Genomic DNA, 17,856 nt, shown 5'->3' with positions numbered 1-17,856 from the left:
GTGATGAGTTGTCGCGCCCGTACCCGTCACACCTACGGCAAGACGCGACGAGGCGGAAGGATGACGTGATGAGTACGGACACGCGGCTGGAGGAGCTGGGCGTGAGCGGTCTGGGCGAGGTCGACGAGCCGGCGTTCTCGGGGCTGGCGGAGCGGCACCGGCGGGAGCTGCACGTGCACTGCTACCGGATGCTCGGGTCGTTCGAAGACGCCGAGGACACCGTGCAGGAGACGTTCCTCCGTGCCTGGCGGCGGCGGGAGACCTTCGAGGGGCGGTCGACGTTCCGGGCCTGGCTGTACCGGATCGCCACCAACGCCTGCCTGGACCTGCTCGCCAAGTGCCGCCCGGAGCCTGTGACCGGCGGCGAGGTGCGGTGGCTGCAGCCCTACCCGGACCGGCTGCTCGACGAGCTGCCCGCGGGCGACGCGGACGAGCCGGAGGCCGTCGCCATCGCGCGGGAGACGATCGAGCTGGCGTACCTGGTCGCAGTTCAGCACCTCGCGCCGCGCCCGCGGGCCGTGCTGATCCTGCGGGATGTGCTCGGCTGGCCGGCGAAGGACGTCGCGGAGCTCCTCGGGGACTCCGTCAACTCCGTGAACAGCGCGCTGCAGCGGGCCCGCGCCGGCATGCGGGAGCACCTGCCCGCCGAGCGGCAGGACTGGACCGGCGGCGAGGAGGACGCCGGGACGCGCGAGCTGGTGCGCCGCTATACCGACGCCAGCGTGGCCACGGACGTCGACGCCCTCGCCGCACTGCTGCGGGAGGACGTCCGCTGCTCGATGCCGCCCACGCCGGGCCTGTACGTCGGCCGCGACACGGTGGTGAACGACTGGGTCGAGAGCGGCTTCGTGGGCATGAAGCACCTGCGCGCCGTCCCCACCTCCGTGAACCGGCAGCCCGCCGTCGCCTTCTACCACTGGCGGAAGCGGGAGGGCGCGTACCTGCCGCTGACGATCGACGTCCTGCGCGTCACCGGCGGGGCGATCACCGAGATCGTCACGTTCCACGACGACCAGTTCCCGCGGCTCGGGCTGCCGGAGCGCCTGCCGGCGGACGGCACGGAGTAGTCCCGGTGTGGACGCTCACGCTGCGCGGTGGCGCGCGTGTCGCGGTGGTCGCGGCGGAGTGGTGCGACGCGTTCTGCGTCGTCACCCGCGGGCGGGTGCAGCTGGAGCTGCGCGACGGCGAGCCCGGGCCGCTCCTCGGACGCGACGCCGGGTTCTGGCTCCGCGGCACCGGCGTCCGCGCCCTGCGGAACCCCGGCCGTCGCACGGCGAGGGTGCGCATCGTCACCCCCAGGGCCAGGACCGTCACATGCCAGTCAACACACCCCGTACGCCAGCTACCGGAAAATGGAGGACCGACATGAACAGCACGAGTGGCACGGGGGTCGTCGCAGGCCCGGCCAGCGGGGGCGGGAGTCAGGCGCTGCCCGAAGGCGGGCGGGAGGCACTATCGTTCTGGCGTGCACATCCGTTTTGACGTCCCCGCCGACCCCGCCTACCCAGGCCGCGTGGCCGCCGCGCTCAGCAGCGACCGACTACGCAAGTACGCATATTTCGGCGCGGCACTGACGGCGGTCGGCGCGATCGGTTTCGCCGCCTCACGGGGGTTCGCGTGGGGCGAGCAGACCTCGCCGCTGTGGATAACAATGATCATGGGCGGTCTGCTGTCGATGCTGTACTGGCCGTGGATACGGTTACGCGCCCGACGCCGCTCCAGCCGCTACGCCGTCAAGGGCCACTACGACATCACCGACGACAACATCATGATGGGCAGCGGCTCCGAGTCCGGCGGCATCGCCTGGGACGGAGTCACCCAGGTGAGAGACACCCCCGAGTTCTGGATCGTGTACGTCGGCCAGACACCGGCAACCGTGATCCCACGCCGACTGATGTCCGCCGAAGACGCCGAGACATTGCGAGCCTTCATGACCAAACGCGGGCTGCTCCAGCTTCGGTGAACTCTCCTGGCCACCGTTCGAGACACCCGGGCATGGGGTTCTAGTCGTTCCCCGTTGTCCTCCCGGGCCCGCTGCCGGTGCGGCAGCATCAGCGATGGCCGTTGGCGCGGTACCGATCGAGGTGGACGGGTGGGAGCGCCAAACGCCGCCGGCTTCGTTCGATCCTTGTGACGAGGCGGTCGCGGAGTGCGGCGGGATCGTCCACAAGGCCCGCCAGGTCAAGGGTTCGTGCCGCCAATACTCGTTCCCAGTCGTGGTGCAGCTCGGTCTACAACACCTTTGCGAAACTCCGCTCGGCAGCCGCGGCATCCCCGCCGAGGGCTGCGGCGGCACCGGCATGAAACGCGTGCCATAGTGGCGACTCGGCTCGTCGGGTCGCGCGCGACAACAGGTGGTCGGCCACGGCGGCAACATCGGGGAACTGCGTGCGCAACTCGACGACCCGACGGGCGGCGACCTCGGCGGCCAGCGCGACATCGCGAGAGAACTGGTCGGCGTTGAGGAAATCCACGTGCTGTGTCCAGCCGGCCTCACCGAGCGGCGGCTCGGTCCTGAGGGAACCGTCGCCGCGCCAGTAGAGCCTCGCCCCCTCGTCAAATGCCCAGTAGTCACGGTCCGCCCAAAGCCACATCGCGCCCACGTTGAGGTAGGTGCCGGGGCCACGACCGGGTTGGAACTCCGCGACGATCAGCGACCATCCCCGGTCGTCGTACCACAGCCGGCTCCGCCCCTTCCGGGCAAGCCCGATCGGCTGCAAGCTCGACCTCGCCGCCGTCGAGATCAGCTTGCCGACGATCCGAGTGTCAGACACACCATGATTATCGTCGAGAACGGGGCTGCACCCCGTCGACGAACGTCGCGAACGTGGCCCGTTGCTCCTCGGTCATCGGGTCCTTCGGAATGGTGATCGCCTGGAGCTTGCCGAACATGATGTACCAGACCTCGGGGGTCTCGATGGCGCGGCCCAGGCCGGCCCACCGAAACCGCGACTCGGCGAGCGGGTAGGTCAGTGTGACCCACTCGTCGTCCAGCGTCATGTGAAACCCGTCCCTGATGACGTTGGACTGCATTCGCATCGACAGAGCCACCGTGATCGGCGCGACCGCGACCACGAACAGCAGTCCAAGGATCGTGGCAACGTAGGCCAGCGACGATAGCGGCTGCACGGCCAGCAGGGCGACGCCGAGGGCGATCAGCACTGCGCCCAGGATACGGATGAGCCTCAGCTGCGGACGGAGGATGAACTGAAGTGTGCGCCGTAGCTGTTTCTCGTCGTAGGGGGCCCACATGGAGATCTGCATCGCCGAATCCTAGATCCAGGATCAAGGCGTGATACTGGCGAGCGGCTGGTCGCGAGTGCCTCGTCGCGCAACCTTGATCGGGTAACCGGGCCCCGTACACGCGAGATCTTGGACAGTTCCCGTTCCGCGCGAACGGGAACTGTCCAAGATCTCGAACCAAACTCCCACCATATGGGAAACACACCCACGCCGACCAGCGCAGGCCGGGCGCACACCCACGCCACGCCGCAAACCGGCGCCCAAAGGCGACGCCACTACAGCGGCGCCAGCAACGAGCGCCCAGAACACGACTTTGCCGCCCAACCCCGCAGCTCCGTCAGACGACCGACGGAGCCCCAACACTCAGGCGCTAGGACGCCTGGCGGACGGGCATGTCGGCCAGCCAGACGTCGGCCAGGTCGCTGAGAGGCACGTCGAGGGCCTGGCTGAGGCAGACCACCGTGCCGAACGCCGGCGCGGGAAGGCGGCCCGCCTCGATCTTGCGCAGCGTCTCGGGGGAGATGCCGGCCGCCAGGGCCACCTCGATGAGGCTGCGGCCGGCCCGTGCGGCCCGGAGGGCGGCTCCGAGGCGCTGGCCCGCTGCGATCTGTTCGGCGGTGAGTGGTTGGCGAACCATGTCAGCAGGATATCCCTCCGGAGCAGCCCGACTCGACGTGGTATAAAAATACCGCACACGGAGAGGGGGCTGTCGTGATCGAGCTCAAGTCCGCCGAGGAGATCGGCCGGATGGCGGTGACCGGTCAGTTCGTCGGCGAGTTGCTCGCCGAGCTGAGCGGTGTCGCCGCAGTCGGCGTCAACCTGATGGACCTCGAACACCACGCCCGCCGCCGGATCTCCGAACGCGGCGCCGAATCCTGCTACTGGGACTACGCCCCATCGTTCGGCCGCGGCCCGTTCCGCAACGTGCTGTGCCTGTCGGTCAACGACGCGGTGCTGCACGGCCTGCCGCACGACTATGTTCTGCGGGACGGTGACCTGCTCAGCATCGACATGGCGGCCGGCATCGACGGCTGGGTCGCCGACTCCGCGCTCTCCGTCATCGTCGGCACCCCCGACCCGGCCGACCTGAAGCTGATCGAGGCCACCGAGGTCGCACTGGAGGCCGGCATCACCGCCGCCCAGCCCGGCGGCCGTCTCGGCGACATCTCCGCCGCGATCGGCGAGGTCGCCCGCTCCTACGGCTACGGCGTCAACGCCGAGTTCGGCGGCCACGGCATCGGCCGCACCATGCACGAGGCCCCGCACGTCTCCAACAACGGCCGCCCCCGCCGCGGCTTGAAGCTCGACCCCGGCCTCACCATCGCCATCGAGCCCTGGTTCTGCCGCTCCACCGACAAGATCAAGTTCGACGACGACGGCTGGACGATCCGCTCCGCCGACGGCTCCCGCACCGCCCACTCCGAACACACCGTCGCCATCACGGATTCCGGCCCTCAGGTCCTGACCCGCCGCCCCACTCACGGCGCCACCTCGGCCGACCCCACCAAGAAGCCCGCCACAGCGTCCTGACCCACCGCCCGCCTCGGTGCGCAACTCAGCGCGTTCCGGGGATGGGGCCTGCCGCAGCTTCCTGAGCAAGTCCCAGCCGCACCCTCAGCCCACCAGCTGCCGATACATTACGTAGATGGCGGAGATCAAGGTCAGACTCGACCACTGCGTGATCGCGGTGAGCGACTGGGAGCGATCGACGAACTTTTACCGGGACGTGCTGGGAGCGGACGTCGTCGACCACCCCGACGGTCGTGTCGCATACCGGTTCGGCGACCAGCAACTCAACGTCCACGGACCAGGTTCGGATGCCGGCACGCTGGTGGCGAGCCCGCCAGTGGCGCCGGGCGGTAGCGATCTCTGCTTCGTGTGGCCTGGCACCATCGACGAAGCCATGGCCCATCTACTCCACCAGCAAGTGCCGGTGGAGCACGGCCCGGTCGTCCGCTCGGGCGGGCGTGGCCGGGGCATGAGCATCTACTTTCGCGACCCGGACGGCTCTCTGCTAGAGCTGATCGTCTACGGGTAGCCGCGACCCAGCCAGGGGCGGGCCGGTGGAGCCGACGAAGGACCCCGCCTCTATGGTGGGACGATGGCGTCGGTCAAGCAGTTCCAGATCACCTTCGACTGCGCAGAACCTGAGCGCGTCGCTCGTTTCTGGTGCGAGGCGTTGGGATACGTCGTACCGCCGCCACCGCAGGGGTTTGCGACTTGGGACGATTTCGATCGCGCGCTGCCGCCTGACCGTCAGGGTTCAGCGTTCGCGGCCATTGATCCCTCAGGTGTGGGCCCGCGACTGTTCTTCCAGCGCGTACCCGAAGGCAAGGTCGTCAAGAATCGGCTGCATCTCGACGTGCGGGTCGGCACCGGGCTCGTGGGTGAAGAGCGCCTGGCCGCACTTGAGGCCGAATGCACACGACTGACCGCGCTCGGCGCGGTACGCGTGCGACTACTGCGTGCCGATGGCTACAACGAGTCGTGCCTCGTAATGCAGGACATCGAGGGCAACGAGTTCTGCCTCGACTGAGCGGCCGCGAACGTGGCACCTTCGCGAGTCGACCAGGGGTTTGCCTAGATCGGGAAGCGGCCGCGGCGCCAGTGCCAGTGGCGCCCGGCCTTCAGGTGGTCGATGATCGCGCGCTGGAGCACGGTGCGGCGCGGCAGCTGGTCGAGCGGCGTGGTCAGGGTGCGGAACACGAACCGCAGCGCCTCGACGTCGGCGTCCGGCCCTTCCGTCGCCTCGTAGGGCTCCAGCTCGAACCTCCGCTGGAACCGGACGATGTTGGAGTTCCCGGGCAGGTACTCCGCCAACTGAGGGTCGAGCAGCCACGAGCCGCAGGAGAACGCCGTGTAGCGCTCGTCGGGAAAGTGGCGCGGGAAGAACGCGAGGGCCTCGTCGAGCGACGCCGCGACCGCGTCCGGGGTAATCGGCCCCGACTCGGGTACGTGCAGGTCGATGGCGGTGTCGCCGCGCTGGTGCTGCAGCCGGCCCAGTTCGTAGACGCCACCGCGCGCGTGCAGCGTCAGCCAGCTCTGCATGATCGGCCAGCCCTCGCGGTGCATCCGCCGGTCGATCGCGAGGTTGCGGCCCAGGTCCGCCAGGGTCACCCACGACACGGCATCGGCGATGCCGTGGTCGCGGTGGTACCCCGTGACGACGTCGACCATGGCCAGGTACGCGTACACGTAGAGATGTCGCCAGGCGAGGCCCCGGTCGCGCGGCAGTTCCGGACCGGGCGAGAGCCAGCCGTGGCCCCCCAGGTCGGCGCGGAGCAGGGCGATCGAGCGGTCGAACAGCCAGCGCAGTTCCGGAGTCCACAGTGGAGAGCCCGGATCGGGCCAGCCCGCCATGATCTCGGCGGCGTCGTCCGGCCGTACCGCGAGTCGGTCGAGGATCGCGGGCGCGTCGGCCTTGGCGGGCAGCGGAGCCGACGGCCGGTCGCCGGCGAGCCGGTGCACGCGGTCGACGTCCTCCACGGGCACCCCGAGCCGGGCGGCGATGTCGTCCAGATCCACGCGGACGACCCTACCGACCGGTGGGGTCGCTGCGACAGGCCCGAAAAACGCGATCACCCGCGGTTGCGGAATCCGGCTTGGGGTCGCTCGGTGGGCGTCCGCGTTAAGACGCGTCGCGCGGAGCGTGCGGTCGCGAGGGCGTCGAGATGACGCGCGATGGCGGCGGCCATCGACTGGGCGGTGTGGATGTCTGGCCGCATGGCTGCGTGGACGGCGAGGCCGTCCAGCAAGGCGTGTAGGCGTTCGGTCTCGGCTGGTATGTCGGTCGGGGCGAGGCCGGCTGCGGACAAGTCGGTGATCATCGTTTGACAGCCGACGCGCAGGGCGTCGTATCCCTCGTCCCGTAGTGCTCGAAGTGCAGGGTCGACCATGGCCCGGGACGTGAAGGCCAACCAGACCTCGTTCTCGGCCCGCCGTTCGTCGTCGAGCGGAAGCAGTTCGGCGAGCACGCGCTGCGCTCTTCGCCTCGGGTCGGGCTCGGGTCCCAGTGCGGCGAGGCGGGATTCGATCCGGTCGATGACCGTCCGGAACGCGAACACCATGAGCTCGGACTGGCTTGCGAAGTAGTGACGCAGGGAGCCCATCGACAGTCCTGCCTCGCGGGCGACGTTGCGGACCGAGGCTTGCTCAAGACCGTCGCGGCGTATCACCCGCCATACGGCTTCGACCAACTGCCGTCGACGCTCTGTCGGATCCACCACCTTGGGCATCTGCCTTTTATAGCACAGTCGTGTTAGGCTACCGCCGGTGTTAGCACAGTCGTGTTAAAAAATTCTCGGAGGCAGACGGTGACGCTCTCCCGCACGACCGACCTGCAGCCACGACCGCCCCGGCACGGCCTGACCGCGTTGCTGCACAAGCGCAGCGTGCAACTGGCCGCCATCGGCTGGCTCGCCAGCAACGTGGTGGTCCTTGCGGTGGCGGGAGACGCCTTCCCGTTCGACTGGCCGGCTGCTGCGGCCCGCACACCGGCAGGCCACCTGATCGACGCCAACCTGGCCCTGGTGGAGGTGCTCCTGCTCACCGTGCTGACGTACCGGCTCACGCGCAGCCGGACGCTGCCCAACCTGGCCGACCGTGCGCCGGAACGGTCAGTGGCCGCCCGGGAGACGCTGTTCCTGCTCGCCTACGGGGCTGCTGGACTGGTGCTGGGCTTCATCCTTGCCCGACTCGCCAAATGGCACCCTTTCGGGCTTCACCTGGCCGGCTCGATCTACGGAACGCACGACCATGTCAGCCCCGCCGAGTCGATCGCCTGGGCGACCTACAACCTCCTGGTCTACGCGGTGGTTCCGCTCCTGTTCTTCCGACGGCGCTACTCCGCCGAAGCGCTCAACCTCCGCTCGAGCAACCGTCGGGCCGACACCCTTCTCGTCGGCGTGGTCCTCTTGATCGAATCACTGGTCCAGATCGCGGTACTCGCTCCAGGGACCTTCGATCTCAGCCCCGGTCAACTCGTGCTGGGCGCTCCCCTGACCTTCACGCTGTACCTGGCTGGCGCCGTGCTACCCGCCATGATCTTCATCTACGCGATCCTGGTGCCGCGCTTCCTGCGACTAACCGGGTCGACGGCGGCCACGGTGATCCTGGGCGGCCTCACCTACACGGCGCTGCACTTCTGGGACGCGTGGACGGTCTTCACCTCACCGGGCAACGCCGTCCTGTCGCTCGTCTTCCTGCTGTTGACCTACTTCGCGCCGGGGATGTTCAAGACGGTGCTCACGGTGCGGACCGGCAACGCATGGGTTCACGTCTGGGCCTACCACGCGCTGGCGCCGCACACCCTCGTCGACGCACCACACATGGTCCACGTCTTCGATCTCAAGTAGAGACAGTGCGATCGCACCGATTTCACCTGTCGGTCAGCTGGCGAGCTGGTCGCGGCGGCGGGTGAGGTAGGCCCGCTCCGCGGGGTTGCCGGCGAGCCCGATGGCCCGGTCGTACGCCGCCCGCGACTCGCCGCCGCGCCCGAGTCGCCGCAGCAGGTCGGCGCGTGCGGCGTGGAAGGCATGGTAGCCGTCAAGGACCTCGGCGAGCCGGTCGATCTCGGCGAGCCCGACCCCGGGGCCGTCGACTTCGGCGACCGCGACCGCCCGGTTGAGCCGCACGATCGGCGAGGGGTCGAGCAGCACCAGGCGGCCGTAGAGGGCGACGATGGTGGACCAGTCGGTGTCTCGGGCGGATGGGGCATCCGTGTGGACCACGTTGATCGCGGCCTGCAACTGGTAGCGCCCGGGTGGCTCACCGCCGGTCGCGACCGCCTCGATCCGCTCGCGGACCAAGGCGTTGCCCTCGGCGATCAGGGTGCGGTCCCATGCGCCGCGGTCCTGCTCGTCGAGGGTCACCAGCTCCCCGGTGCGGGACACGCGCGCCGGCCGCCGGGCGTCGGTGAGGAGCATCAGGGCAAGCAGGCCAGCTACCTCGCCGTCGTCCGGGAGGAGAGTTCGGAGCAGGCGGCCGAGGCGGATCGCCTCGTCGGTGAGGTCGACGCGTACCGGGTCGTCCCCCTCGCTGGCGAGATAGCCCTCGTTGAAGACGAGGTAGACGACCGCGAGCACGCCGGCGAGCCGCTCACGGATGTCGTCGGCCCAGGGCACCCGGTAGGGAATGTGTGCCGCCTTGATCTTTGCCTTGGCGCGGGTGATCCGTCGCGCCATCGTGGTCTCCTGCACCAGAAAGGCGCGGGCGATCTCGGGGACGGTGAGGCCGCCGAGCAGGCGCAGGGTGAGCGCCACCCGGGCCTCCAACGCGAGCGCGGGGTGGCAGCAGGTGAAGACAAGTCTGAGCCGGTCGTCCTCGACCGGGCCGGTCGGTTCAGCAGGGGTGTCGTCGTACACGATCCGGGCCGCCTGGTGCTTGGCCTCGCGCTGCGACTCGCGACGGAGCCGATCGATCGCCTTGCGGGTCGCGGTGGTGGCGAGCCAACCGCCGGGATTGGGCGGTACGCCCTCGCGCGGCCACCGCTCCGCAGCCGCTACGAACGCCTCGGCCGTCGCTTCCTCGGCGACGTCGAGGTCGCCGAAGCGGCGCGCGAGGCCGGCGACCACCCGCGCCCACTCCTCGTGGTGGACGCGGGTGATCGCCTGCTCGACGGTGAGACCAGTCACGGCTCCAGCAGCGCTCCGACGGATTCCTCGGTGTGGAAGGGGCGCACCTCGACCGTGCCGCGGCACGCTTTCGACCCCTCGGCGGCAAGCGCCAGGGCCACGTCGAGGTCGGCCGCCTCGATGACCCAGAAGCCGCCGAGGTACTCCTTCGTCTCCAGGTAGGGCCCGTCGGTGAAGGTCGGCCTCTCCCCCTGCCCGTCGACGGTGGTGGCGGTCGTCACGGGCTCCAGGCCGTCGGCGAATACCAAGTGGCCGTCCCTCTGGAGCCTCTCGTTGAAGGCGCCGGTGTCGGCGAACGCCTGCAGCATGGCCTCCCGGGAGGGGTAGCTGCCGAACTCGGTGTGCTCGGCCGGTCCGTAGACGGACAGCAGGTACCTGGGCACCGCGCTCACTTCCCAGAGCCGTTACGCCGGGCCTCCCCGGGACCCCGGAACCGGTGCACCTCCTGCGGCCAGTCCAGCACGGTCGCGAGCCGGCCAGCCCAGTATCGCGCCGCCGCGTCGTCGGGCACGTCCACGACGGCGAAGCCGCCGAGGTGCTCCTTGGTCTCGGCGTACGGGCCGTCGGTGAAGACGGGCTTGCCGTCGACCAGCTCGACACTGCACACCGCGGTGGACCGGTCGAGCCCGCCGTTGGAGAAGATCAGGACACCTTCGGTCTGCATCTCCGCGATCACGGCACGGGCGGCCGTGCCCTTCGCGCGCACCTCCTCCGCCGTGTGCTCGCGCACCCACTCATCGTTGAAGGCGATCAGGTACTCCGTCATGGTCGTCTCCTTCAGTCCCCGGACGAGGGCCTCTCCCGACTCCTCGTATGCGGCGGTCCGGCCGACCGCCGCACTAGGTCCACGAGCGGCTGCGCCTTGATACGACACCATCCCGGAAACTTCTTGCAAGGAAGCCCCGGTTCTCCGCCGTGGTTGGTGGTCACCGACGCCGGATGAGGTGCCAGCCCACGGCTCCGTACCAGATCATGACGGGTAGATGGAGGGCGTAGCCGAGTTGTTCCAGTACTGGTGACATGCCGCCGGTTCCCGTGGTCCATGGAATGACGACGGCGGCGAGGCCCGCCAGGGCAGCGAACCCACCGGCACGGCGAAGCCGGTGCGGCAGGTGGGCGCCGATCGCGGTGACCGCGGTGGCGGCGACCCACAGCAGCCCGGCGAGGTTGACTGCCCACTTGGCGGTGAGCATCACCGCGCCGGCCACCTCGGCGACGGTGTCCACGGGCTCGGCGGCGAGTTGGGTCACCGCGAGGTTGCCGGCGTCGTGGAGCAGGCCCGCCAGCCCCGCGGCGGCCAGCAACCCGCCTGCCAGCACGGCCAGGTGAGGCCGGATCACCGCATCGGGGTTGCCGGCCAGCACCAGCCCGGCCGCGGTCAACGCCAGCCAGCCGAGTACGTCGAACGCGAGTTCGGTCAGATGCAACCCGACGTGGTCGTGCACGGCGGCCAATGTGGCGGCCGGATCGGCCGGATTCAGGGCCAGCCCCGATGGCACCACGACAGCCACTGCGGCCAGGATCGCCACCAACGAGATCAGGAGGAGTACGCCCACGAGCCGGGCAGCCGGGTTCTTGTCAGCCAGTGTCACGGTGAGCGACGGTAGAAGTCTGCCCCAGGGAGAAGGTCAAACATGTGGCGGATCGGGGAACTCGCCCGGATGACCGGCGTCACCGAACGTACCCTGCGTCACTACGACAAAATCGGACTTCTGGCTCCGACGGCCGTCGACCGCGCGTCCGGCTACCGCTGGTACGGCGTCGCGGCGCTGTCCCGACTGGAACGTATCCGCGGACTCCAACGCCTCGGCCTGTCGCTGCGCGACATAGCCGACCTGATCGACGCACCCGACGGACACGTGCGACAAGCGGTACGGGAGACAGTGGCGGACATCCAACGCCACATCGCGACCCTGACCCAGGTCGCCGACCGCGCCGGGGACTACCTCGCCACACCGATGTCGATCCTGCCCCAACAGGCCACCGTCGGCGCACGCCACCTACGTGTGCGCTACCTGACCGTGGAGCATCCCAGTGAGATCGCTTCCGTCTGCACCGCCGGCCCCACCACCACGCTGCTGACCTGGCTACACGGCCGCCCCGAGGGCGGCTTCACCGCCGCCGTCGACGCCGGCCGGACCGGCGATCGGCTCACGTTGCCGGCCCGCACCGTGGTGCGCGCCGTCGTCCCACCCTCGACCGGAATCATCAACGCCGGGCAGCACCTCTTCGACTGGCTCCGCCGCCACCACCTGACCATCACCGGCCCCACCATCGAGGACCACCTCACCGACGCCGACGGCAACCGCGCCACAGTGATCGAGGTACCCATCCTCTGATGTCTATCCGTCAAGCCGGCCTCGCTCCGCGCCCACCGCAGGGTGCCTTGACGAGCGGTCGTCAGATTGCCAGCCGGCGGGCGATGACGGGGATCACCACTGCGGCGGCGATCAGATGTGCGAGCACGAGCGTGCACACGGTGGCGAGATTGGCGTCGACCAGGAACGGTGGCACGAGCGACAGCGCGGTGAGTGCCACCGCGGTGCGGACCCAGATGCGTGCCGGCTGAGACGCCCAACGGCGGATCGCCAGGGCGATAATGATGCCCACAACGCTGAAGGTGAACGTGAGCTGTGTGAAGCCGAGCAGCGGAATCGACTCGCCGCCGTCGGGCAGTTCGAGGTCGACACCGACGGCCACGGCGATGGCCGCGAAGGCCGTCACGGCGACGGCGGCGGCAGCCGCTGCGGCCAGGCCCGGCAGGAACAGCCGGCCGCGCTGCTGGCTGTGGGTGCTGAGCTTGACGGTGGGGTCGGTGGAGGTCATCAGCGGCCTTTCCATCTGTCGGATTCTCGTGCCGGCTCAGGCGTGGCTGGGCCGGATGTTGTGGTTGAGGTGAAAGACGTTCTGCGGATCCCAGACGGTCTTGAGGGCGGTCAGCCTGGCGAGCTTGGCGGCCGGGTATGCCCGGCGTACCCCGCGTTGCCCCTCCTCGGCGGCGAGCGAGTTGACATAGACACCGTCGGCGTACGGGTCGAGCGCGGCTCCGGCACTGCGAGCGGCTGCCATCCGGTTGTCGTCTTCGGATGGCTCGGTCCAGCGGGAGCCGGCACCGAACTCGAACGTGGTGCCGCGGTGACTGAACGCGGCGTCGGCATCCGCGACGTCGGCGATCGCGCCACCGTACGCCTGGAGGCCGACGCCGGGCAGTTGGGTGCCGGCGCGCAGGTCTGCCGCGCCGCGCAGCAGGAAGGCCTCGATCGCGGCGGTGGGGAACTGCCGCAGGTAGTGCGCGCTGGAGTACCGGCGATAGGCGTGGCCGCCGGTGGTGTCGTCGCGTTGCTGGAGTTCGAGGTATGACGGGGTGGTGACCCGCTCGGCGACCGGGCGCCCGAGCGCGCGCAATGCCGGCAGCAACCAGTGACCCCGGGCCGGGTCGCCGACCCATACGAAGCCGACGGTGGCGAGAGGGCCGCTGGCCGTGCTGTGGACATCGGCGGTAAAGGTCGCCTGCCGCGGCGCGACGGCGTTGAGGTCCCGCCAGCCTTCGAGCACCGGCACGGCGTCCTCGGCGCGGAAGTCGAACTCGGCGACCAGGGTCTGCGTTCCGGTGTGGTGCAGTTGGAATTCGAATTCGGTGACGATGCCGAAGTTGCCGCCCCCGCCGCGCAAGCCCCAGTAGAGGTCGGGGTTCTCGGTCCGGCTCGCGGTCACCACCTCCCCGTCGGCGGTGACCATCGTGTAGGAGACGACGTTGTCGCAGGCCAAACCGTGTTGGCGGGCGAGCCAGCCCATGCCGCCGCCGAGGGTCAGGCCGCCGACCCCGGTGTGCGAGACGTTACCTGCGGTCGTGGCGAGGCCGTAGGGCTGCGACGCCCGGTCGAGTGCGCCGAGCAGCGCGCCGCCCTGGACCCGGGCGCGCCGCTGGATCGGGTCGACCCGAACGCCGTTCATCGGGGCCAGGTCGATCATCAGGCCGTTCGCGGGTACCGCGAGGCCCGCCACGTTGTGCCCGCCGCAGCGCACCCCGATCTCCAGGTCGAGTTCGCGGGCCAGGCGCACCGCGGTCACCACGTCGGTGACGCTCACGGCCCGCACGATCATCCGCGGGCGGCGGTCAATCATGGCGTTCCAGACGGTGCGGGCCGCGTCGTAACCCGGGTCGCCCGAGGTGAGGAGGCAGCCGTCGAGGCGAAGGCTGCTCGCTGTCGTCATACGTCTGAGCCTGACGGAAATCGGTACACCCGGTAAGGTCCGATTACATGGGCCGAACCAGGACCAATTCGAGCACGGCGGAGGACCTGCTCATCGATGTCGACCGGTCCGCGGCCGAACCGCTGCACCGACAGATCGCCGCCTCGATCCGGGGCAGCATCCGGGCCGGCCGGTTGCGTCTCGGGGCGTCCCTGCCACCCACCCGCACCATCGCAGCCGATCTTGGAGTGTCACGCGGGGTCGTGGTCGAGGCCTACCAGCAACTCGTCGCCGAGGGCTACCTCACCAGTCGGGCGGGCGGCTACACCCAGGTTGCGGTCGAGCCGGCTCCGACGCCAGCGGGTCGCCGCGCCGGGGATCGGCCGGCGGCCCGGATCGACTTCGGGTACGGCCGCACCGACGTGTCGTCGTTCCCCCGGGCCGCCTGGCTGCGTTCGGTGCGCACCGTCCTCACCACCACGCCGAATGAACACTTCGCCTACCTCGACGGGCGTGGCATGCCCGAACTGCACGCAGCCCTGACCGACTACCTCAACCGGGTCCGCGGCACGTCGGCCCGCCCGGAGAACGTCGTGATCTGCAATGGCTACGGCCAGGGCGTCGCGCTGCTGATCCAGGTACTCGCGGCGCGCGGCGCCCGCCGGCTGGCCGTCGAGGACCCATCCCCGGACGACGACGCCCGCCTCGTCGCGGCCGGCGCCGGCCTGGACGTGATCGGCGTCCCGGTCGGGCCGGACGGCATTCTCGTCGAGGAACTGGAACATACCGACGCGGACGCCGTCGTGCTGACGCCCTCGCACCAGTGGCCCACCGGCGGGGTCCTGTCGGCCTCCGCGCGGGCCCGGGTGATCGACTGGGCGCAGCGGCGACGCGCCGTGGTGATCGAGGACGACTACGACGCGGAGTACCGCTACGACCGCTCGCCCATCGGCGCCATGCAGGGGCTGGCGCCCGACACCGTCGTGTACTGCGGCACAGCGAGCAAGACCTTGGCGCCCGGGCTGCGCCTCGGCTGGCTGCTGGCGCCGTCACACCTGGTCGACGAAATCACGGCGGCCAAGGTTTTGGCCGACCGCGGCTCTCCCGTCATCGAACAACTGACCTTCGCCGACTTCCTCACTCGCGGCGAATTCGACCGGCACCTCCGGCGCATGCGCCCGGTCTACCGCCGCCGGCGCGACGCGCTCCTGGCCGCACTGCGCACACGGCTGCCCGAACTGAAACCGGTCGGTGTCGCGGCGGGTCAACACGTCGTAACCTGGCTCCCGCACGACCTCGACGAGTCCGCGGTCGTGGCCGCCGCCGCCCGGCACGGACTGGTCGTGCAAGGCATCTCCCGGTACCGACTGAGCCCCGCCGGACCCGGCGGGCTGATCTTCGGCTACGCCACCCTCACCGAACGCGCCATCACAGACGGAGTGGAAGCCCTTGCCGACGCGGTCGCAGAGGTTCGTACGCACGTTTAGTGCCTCGTCTCTGAACGTTGATCGGGTAGTCCGAGAGTGCTGGGGATCCGTCGGGTCGTCTGATGGAGTCGCGCGCTGGGGCCGAATCGTTTCTCGGCGCTCGTTGCTGGTGCTGGTGTGGTGACGTCGTCTCTGGGCGCCGGTGGGGGCGGGCTTGGGTATGCATCCGGCCTGCGCTGGTCGGCGTGGGTGCGCTTCCCGCATGGCGGGATGCGGGCGCGAGATCTTGGACAGTTCCCGTTACGCGATAACGGGAACTGTCCAAGATTTCGCGTGGACGGCGCCCGGTCTATCCGATCAAGGTTGCGCGAGGAGGTACTAGCCGCGCGAGTCGCGCGCGGTCGATCATCAGATCTGCCGATGCCCGACTTCGGCGACGGGGGGATGGTTGCGTCGGGCGCGGGTTTCAGGTTCCCGTTGACGCGGTGCGTGCGCAGCCGTACCGGATCTCTGCCGACGTTTCTGTGGCCCGGCGTCCGGCGTCCGGCGTCCGGCGTCCGGAAGCCTGTCGCGGATGCGCGGTGTCGTGGGTACGGTGGCCCACGATTCGCACTCCCGGCCACGAGGAGCGTTCTGGCCACGATGACCGAACCGAGAGCGGCAATCTGGTACTACGCCAAGCCGACAACCTTCGGCGGCTCGCTCCAGCACGGCCTCGGCCGCGGCGCGTACCGCGCGCTTCATGACCCGACAGCGCCGCAGGCTGTACTCGCGTGCGTCAAGCGGGACTACCGCTGGGACTGGCTGGTCGACGAGCGGGCCGTCTACCTGGCCCGGCTGATCCGCGATCTTGCGCTGCCGGTACCTCCACTGCTCAACCTGCTGTACGAACACGCGGTCCATGACGATGACAACACGTTCGACAACACCCTCGAGGCACTCGAGGCATTGGGCCGCGCTGGCGACCGGCACGCAATCGACGGGCTGCGGTGCTACGTGCACAACGGCCCGCGGTGGGTCGACGTGCTCCACACGATCAGCCGGGACTGGCCTCGCGAGCTCTGGGACGATCTGTTGCCGGTCGCCCGGACCCGGCTCGCACAAGGTGACCGCGCGGACGAGGTGCTCTGGCGCAGCCGGCCGTGGGTGGACTGGGCCGCCATGGACGACCAGGTCGCCGCCGGCGTTGCGTCGTTCCAGCCGCGATCGGCACGGGCACGACCACTAGAGCAGCAGTCGACTGAGGATCTCCTGACGATGCTTCGCACCGGCGGGACCGGTCGGCAAAAAGCCGCGCTGCGCGAGCTGAACCACCGAGGGCCGCAGCCGGCCCTACTGCCGATCGTGGACGAGTTGCCCGTAACAGAGCTCCACGCCCCGCTGGGCCGCGCCATCCGAAAGCTCGGTCCCCAGGCACTCCCGCTGGCCCGAGCCTGGGCCGCATCCCCGATCCATCCGATGACGTGGACCGCATGTTTGGTGCTGGCCAAGCACGGCGACGACGCCGACCTTCCGGCACTGCTCGCCGGCTGGGACTGGCTGGACCGCAGGACCGAAGACCGCTGTGGATACCATGACCTCGCCGAGGGCATCGCCCGTATCGGCGGACCGGCCGCGCAGGCCGCGGTACCCCGGCTCCGCCGCGCCTGGTTCAGCCCGCACACCTTCGAGCGGGCCGCGTACCTACGTGCCGTTACCGCGCTCGACCCGGGTAACATGGACTCGCTGCTCACCGAGGGCTTGTGGGACTGCGAGAGCGACGTACGACGGTTCGCGGCCGAACACATCCCACTCGACGACATGACCCGCGAACAGCTGAGCTATCTCCGGGACGACCCGATGGAGACTCCCGAGGTACGCGCCACCGCCGCTGCTCGACTCAGCTGAGCGAACACACCACCTGCAGGGCCTTCCGTTGCTTCTTTGGCCGGCGGACTCCCGGCCGCTCACGTGTGCCCCGAGCTGCTCTCGGTGGGGGTTCTCGCGATTGGTCAGGCCGCGTCCAGCAGAGCCGAGAGTTTGCGCATGTCGTCGAAGACCACCGTGTCCGGGCCTGCCAGCCGGTGCGCGGGGGTCAATCCGCCCGCATAGCCGAAGCAGCGCATCCCGGCGGCGCGGGCCGCTTGGACTCCGTAGTGGCTGTCCTCGACCACGACGCACGCCGCAGGCGGGACACCCATCGCCGCCGCCGCGTGCAGGAACAGATCGGGAGCGGGCTTGCCGTGGGCGACCTCGGTCGCGCTGAAGATGCGGCCCTCAAAGCGGGGATACAGGCCGGTGCGGCCCAGGGTGTGGCGCATCTTCTCGTGCGTACCGCAGCGACAGGTAGAACCGCGACTCGCCCGGGTCACCCTGCCGGC

General features: G+C 69.7%; 21 protein-coding genes. 9 read left to right on the top strand and 12 right to left on the bottom strand.

Annotated features, from left to right (window positions below; all coding sequences use genetic code 11):
- Positions 1–68: 68 nt before the first annotated feature.
- Positions 69–1,067, top strand: a complete 999-nt coding sequence (locus AB0M52_RS01740; RefSeq protein WP_363947474.1) for an RNA polymerase subunit sigma-70 — start codon at positions 69–71, stop codon at positions 1,065–1,067.
- Between the two features lie 398 nt (positions 1,068–1,465).
- Positions 1,466–1,963 (top strand): YcxB family protein, encoded by a 498-nt coding sequence (locus tag AB0M52_RS01735; RefSeq protein ID WP_363947472.1) that lies wholly within the window; start codon positions 1,466–1,468, stop codon positions 1,961–1,963.
- 268 nt (positions 1,964–2,231) lie between these two features.
- Here AB0M52_RS01735 and AB0M52_RS01730 read toward each other — a convergent pair whose 3' ends face one another.
- The 3 genes from AB0M52_RS01730 to AB0M52_RS01720 form a co-directional block, all read right to left on the bottom strand.
- Entirely contained in the window at positions 2,232–2,774 is a 543-nt protein-coding gene (locus AB0M52_RS01730; protein ID WP_363947469.1) for a hypothetical protein, read from the bottom strand.
- Positions 2,775–2,781: 7 nt separating this feature from the next.
- Positions 2,782–3,264, bottom strand: a complete 483-nt coding sequence (locus AB0M52_RS01725) for a YcxB family protein (protein WP_363947466.1) — start codon at positions 3,262–3,264, stop codon at positions 2,782–2,784.
- A 349-nt stretch (positions 3,265–3,613) separates the two neighbouring features.
- On the bottom strand, positions 3,614–3,880 hold the full coding sequence (locus tag AB0M52_RS01720) for a helix-turn-helix transcriptional regulator (protein ID WP_363947463.1): 267 nt from the start codon (positions 3,878–3,880) through the stop codon (positions 3,614–3,616).
- A 74-nt stretch (positions 3,881–3,954) separates the two neighbouring features.
- Here AB0M52_RS01720 and map point away from each other — a divergent pair, with 74 nt between their 5' ends.
- From map to AB0M52_RS01705, 3 genes are all read left to right on the top strand, one after another.
- Complete coding sequence (map, locus tag AB0M52_RS01715) at positions 3,955–4,773, top strand: type I methionyl aminopeptidase (RefSeq protein ID WP_363947461.1); 819 nt, start codon at positions 3,955–3,957, stop codon at positions 4,771–4,773.
- A 115-nt stretch (positions 4,774–4,888) separates the two neighbouring features.
- On the top strand, positions 4,889–5,281 hold the full coding sequence (locus AB0M52_RS01710; protein ID WP_363947458.1) for a VOC family protein: 393 nt from the start codon (positions 4,889–4,891) through the stop codon (positions 5,279–5,281).
- A gap of 63 nt (positions 5,282–5,344) precedes the next feature.
- A complete protein-coding gene (locus tag AB0M52_RS01705) occupies positions 5,345–5,779 on the top strand; it encodes a VOC family protein (RefSeq protein WP_363947455.1) in 435 nt (144 codons plus the stop codon).
- A 44-nt stretch (positions 5,780–5,823) separates the two neighbouring features.
- Here the strand turns inward: AB0M52_RS01705 and AB0M52_RS01700 are convergent, their stop codons facing one another.
- Both AB0M52_RS01700 and AB0M52_RS01695 read right to left on the bottom strand, forming a co-directional pair.
- Positions 5,824–6,768: an acyltransferase domain-containing protein gene (locus AB0M52_RS01700; protein WP_363947453.1), complete on the bottom strand. Its 945-nt coding sequence runs from the start codon at positions 6,766–6,768 to the stop codon at positions 5,824–5,826.
- A 53-nt stretch (positions 6,769–6,821) separates the two neighbouring features.
- Positions 6,822–7,478 (bottom strand): TetR/AcrR family transcriptional regulator, encoded by a 657-nt coding sequence (locus AB0M52_RS01695; RefSeq protein ID WP_363947450.1) that lies wholly within the window; start codon positions 7,476–7,478, stop codon positions 6,822–6,824.
- A gap of 78 nt (positions 7,479–7,556) precedes the next feature.
- Here AB0M52_RS01695 and AB0M52_RS01690 point away from each other — a divergent pair, with 78 nt between their 5' ends.
- Complete coding sequence (locus AB0M52_RS01690) at positions 7,557–8,597, top strand: hypothetical protein (RefSeq protein ID WP_363947447.1); 1,041 nt, start codon at positions 7,557–7,559, stop codon at positions 8,595–8,597.
- A 33-nt stretch (positions 8,598–8,630) separates the two neighbouring features.
- Here the strand turns inward: AB0M52_RS01690 and AB0M52_RS01685 are convergent, their stop codons facing one another.
- The 4 genes from AB0M52_RS01685 to AB0M52_RS01670 all read right to left on the bottom strand — a co-directional run bounded on the left by AB0M52_RS01685 (position 8,631) and on the right by AB0M52_RS01670 (position 11,467).
- Positions 8,631–9,875 carry a DUF6596 domain-containing protein gene (locus tag AB0M52_RS01685; RefSeq protein WP_363947444.1) on the bottom strand — a complete coding sequence of 415 codons (1,245 nt, stop codon included), beginning with the start codon at positions 9,873–9,875 and terminating at the stop codon, positions 8,631–8,633.
- Entirely contained in the window at positions 9,872–10,267 is a 396-nt protein-coding gene (locus AB0M52_RS01680; RefSeq protein ID WP_363947442.1) for a YciI family protein, read from the bottom strand. The genes AB0M52_RS01685 and AB0M52_RS01680 overlap by 4 nt, the downstream gene beginning before the upstream one ends.
- Complete coding sequence (locus AB0M52_RS01675; RefSeq protein ID WP_363947439.1) at positions 10,264–10,641, bottom strand: YciI family protein; 378 nt, start codon at positions 10,639–10,641, stop codon at positions 10,264–10,266. Before AB0M52_RS01675 ends, AB0M52_RS01680 begins: the two co-directional genes overlap by 4 nt.
- A gap of 160 nt (positions 10,642–10,801) precedes the next feature.
- Positions 10,802–11,467 (bottom strand): hypothetical protein, encoded by a 666-nt coding sequence (locus tag AB0M52_RS01670; RefSeq protein ID WP_363947436.1) that lies wholly within the window; start codon positions 11,465–11,467, stop codon positions 10,802–10,804.
- Between the two features lie 42 nt (positions 11,468–11,509).
- Between AB0M52_RS01670 and AB0M52_RS01665 the strand changes: the two genes are divergently transcribed.
- Positions 11,510–12,214 (top strand): MerR family transcriptional regulator, encoded by a 705-nt coding sequence (locus AB0M52_RS01665; RefSeq protein WP_363947433.1) that lies wholly within the window; start codon positions 11,510–11,512, stop codon positions 12,212–12,214.
- A gap of 61 nt (positions 12,215–12,275) precedes the next feature.
- Here AB0M52_RS01665 and AB0M52_RS01660 read toward each other — a convergent pair whose 3' ends face one another.
- Together AB0M52_RS01660 and AB0M52_RS01655 are read right to left on the bottom strand one after the other, a co-directional pair.
- Complete coding sequence (locus AB0M52_RS01660) at positions 12,276–12,701, bottom strand: DUF6069 family protein (RefSeq protein ID WP_363947430.1); 426 nt, start codon at positions 12,699–12,701, stop codon at positions 12,276–12,278.
- Between the two features lie 36 nt (positions 12,702–12,737).
- Complete coding sequence (locus AB0M52_RS01655; protein WP_363947427.1) at positions 12,738–14,090, bottom strand: FAD-binding oxidoreductase; 1,353 nt, start codon at positions 14,088–14,090, stop codon at positions 12,738–12,740.
- Positions 14,091–14,137: 47 nt separating this feature from the next.
- Between AB0M52_RS01655 and AB0M52_RS01650 the strand changes: the two genes are divergently transcribed.
- Positions 14,138–15,556, top strand: coding sequence for a PLP-dependent aminotransferase family protein (locus AB0M52_RS01650; protein ID WP_363947425.1), 1,419 nt, complete (start codon positions 14,138–14,140; stop codon positions 15,554–15,556).
- A gap of 582 nt (positions 15,557–16,138) precedes the next feature.
- Positions 16,139–17,383 (top strand): hypothetical protein, encoded by a 1,245-nt coding sequence (locus tag AB0M52_RS01645; protein ID WP_363947422.1) that lies wholly within the window; start codon positions 16,139–16,141, stop codon positions 17,381–17,383.
- A 104-nt stretch (positions 17,384–17,487) separates the two neighbouring features.
- On the opposite strand, the gene AB0M52_RS01640 is transcribed toward AB0M52_RS01645, so the two are convergent.
- Positions 17,488–17,856, bottom strand: a 369-nt coding sequence (locus AB0M52_RS01640; RefSeq protein WP_363947419.1) for an HAD-IA family hydrolase, incomplete at its 5' end; no start/stop codon positions are given.

The sequence above is a fragment of the Micromonospora sp. NPDC051296 genome (genome assembly GCF_040682255.1).
Lineage (GTDB): Bacteria > Actinomycetota > Actinomycetes > Mycobacteriales > Micromonosporaceae > Micromonospora > Micromonospora craterilacus.
The sequence above is the reverse complement of the archived record's forward strand: the minus strand, read 5'-3'. Positions and strand labels throughout refer to the sequence as shown.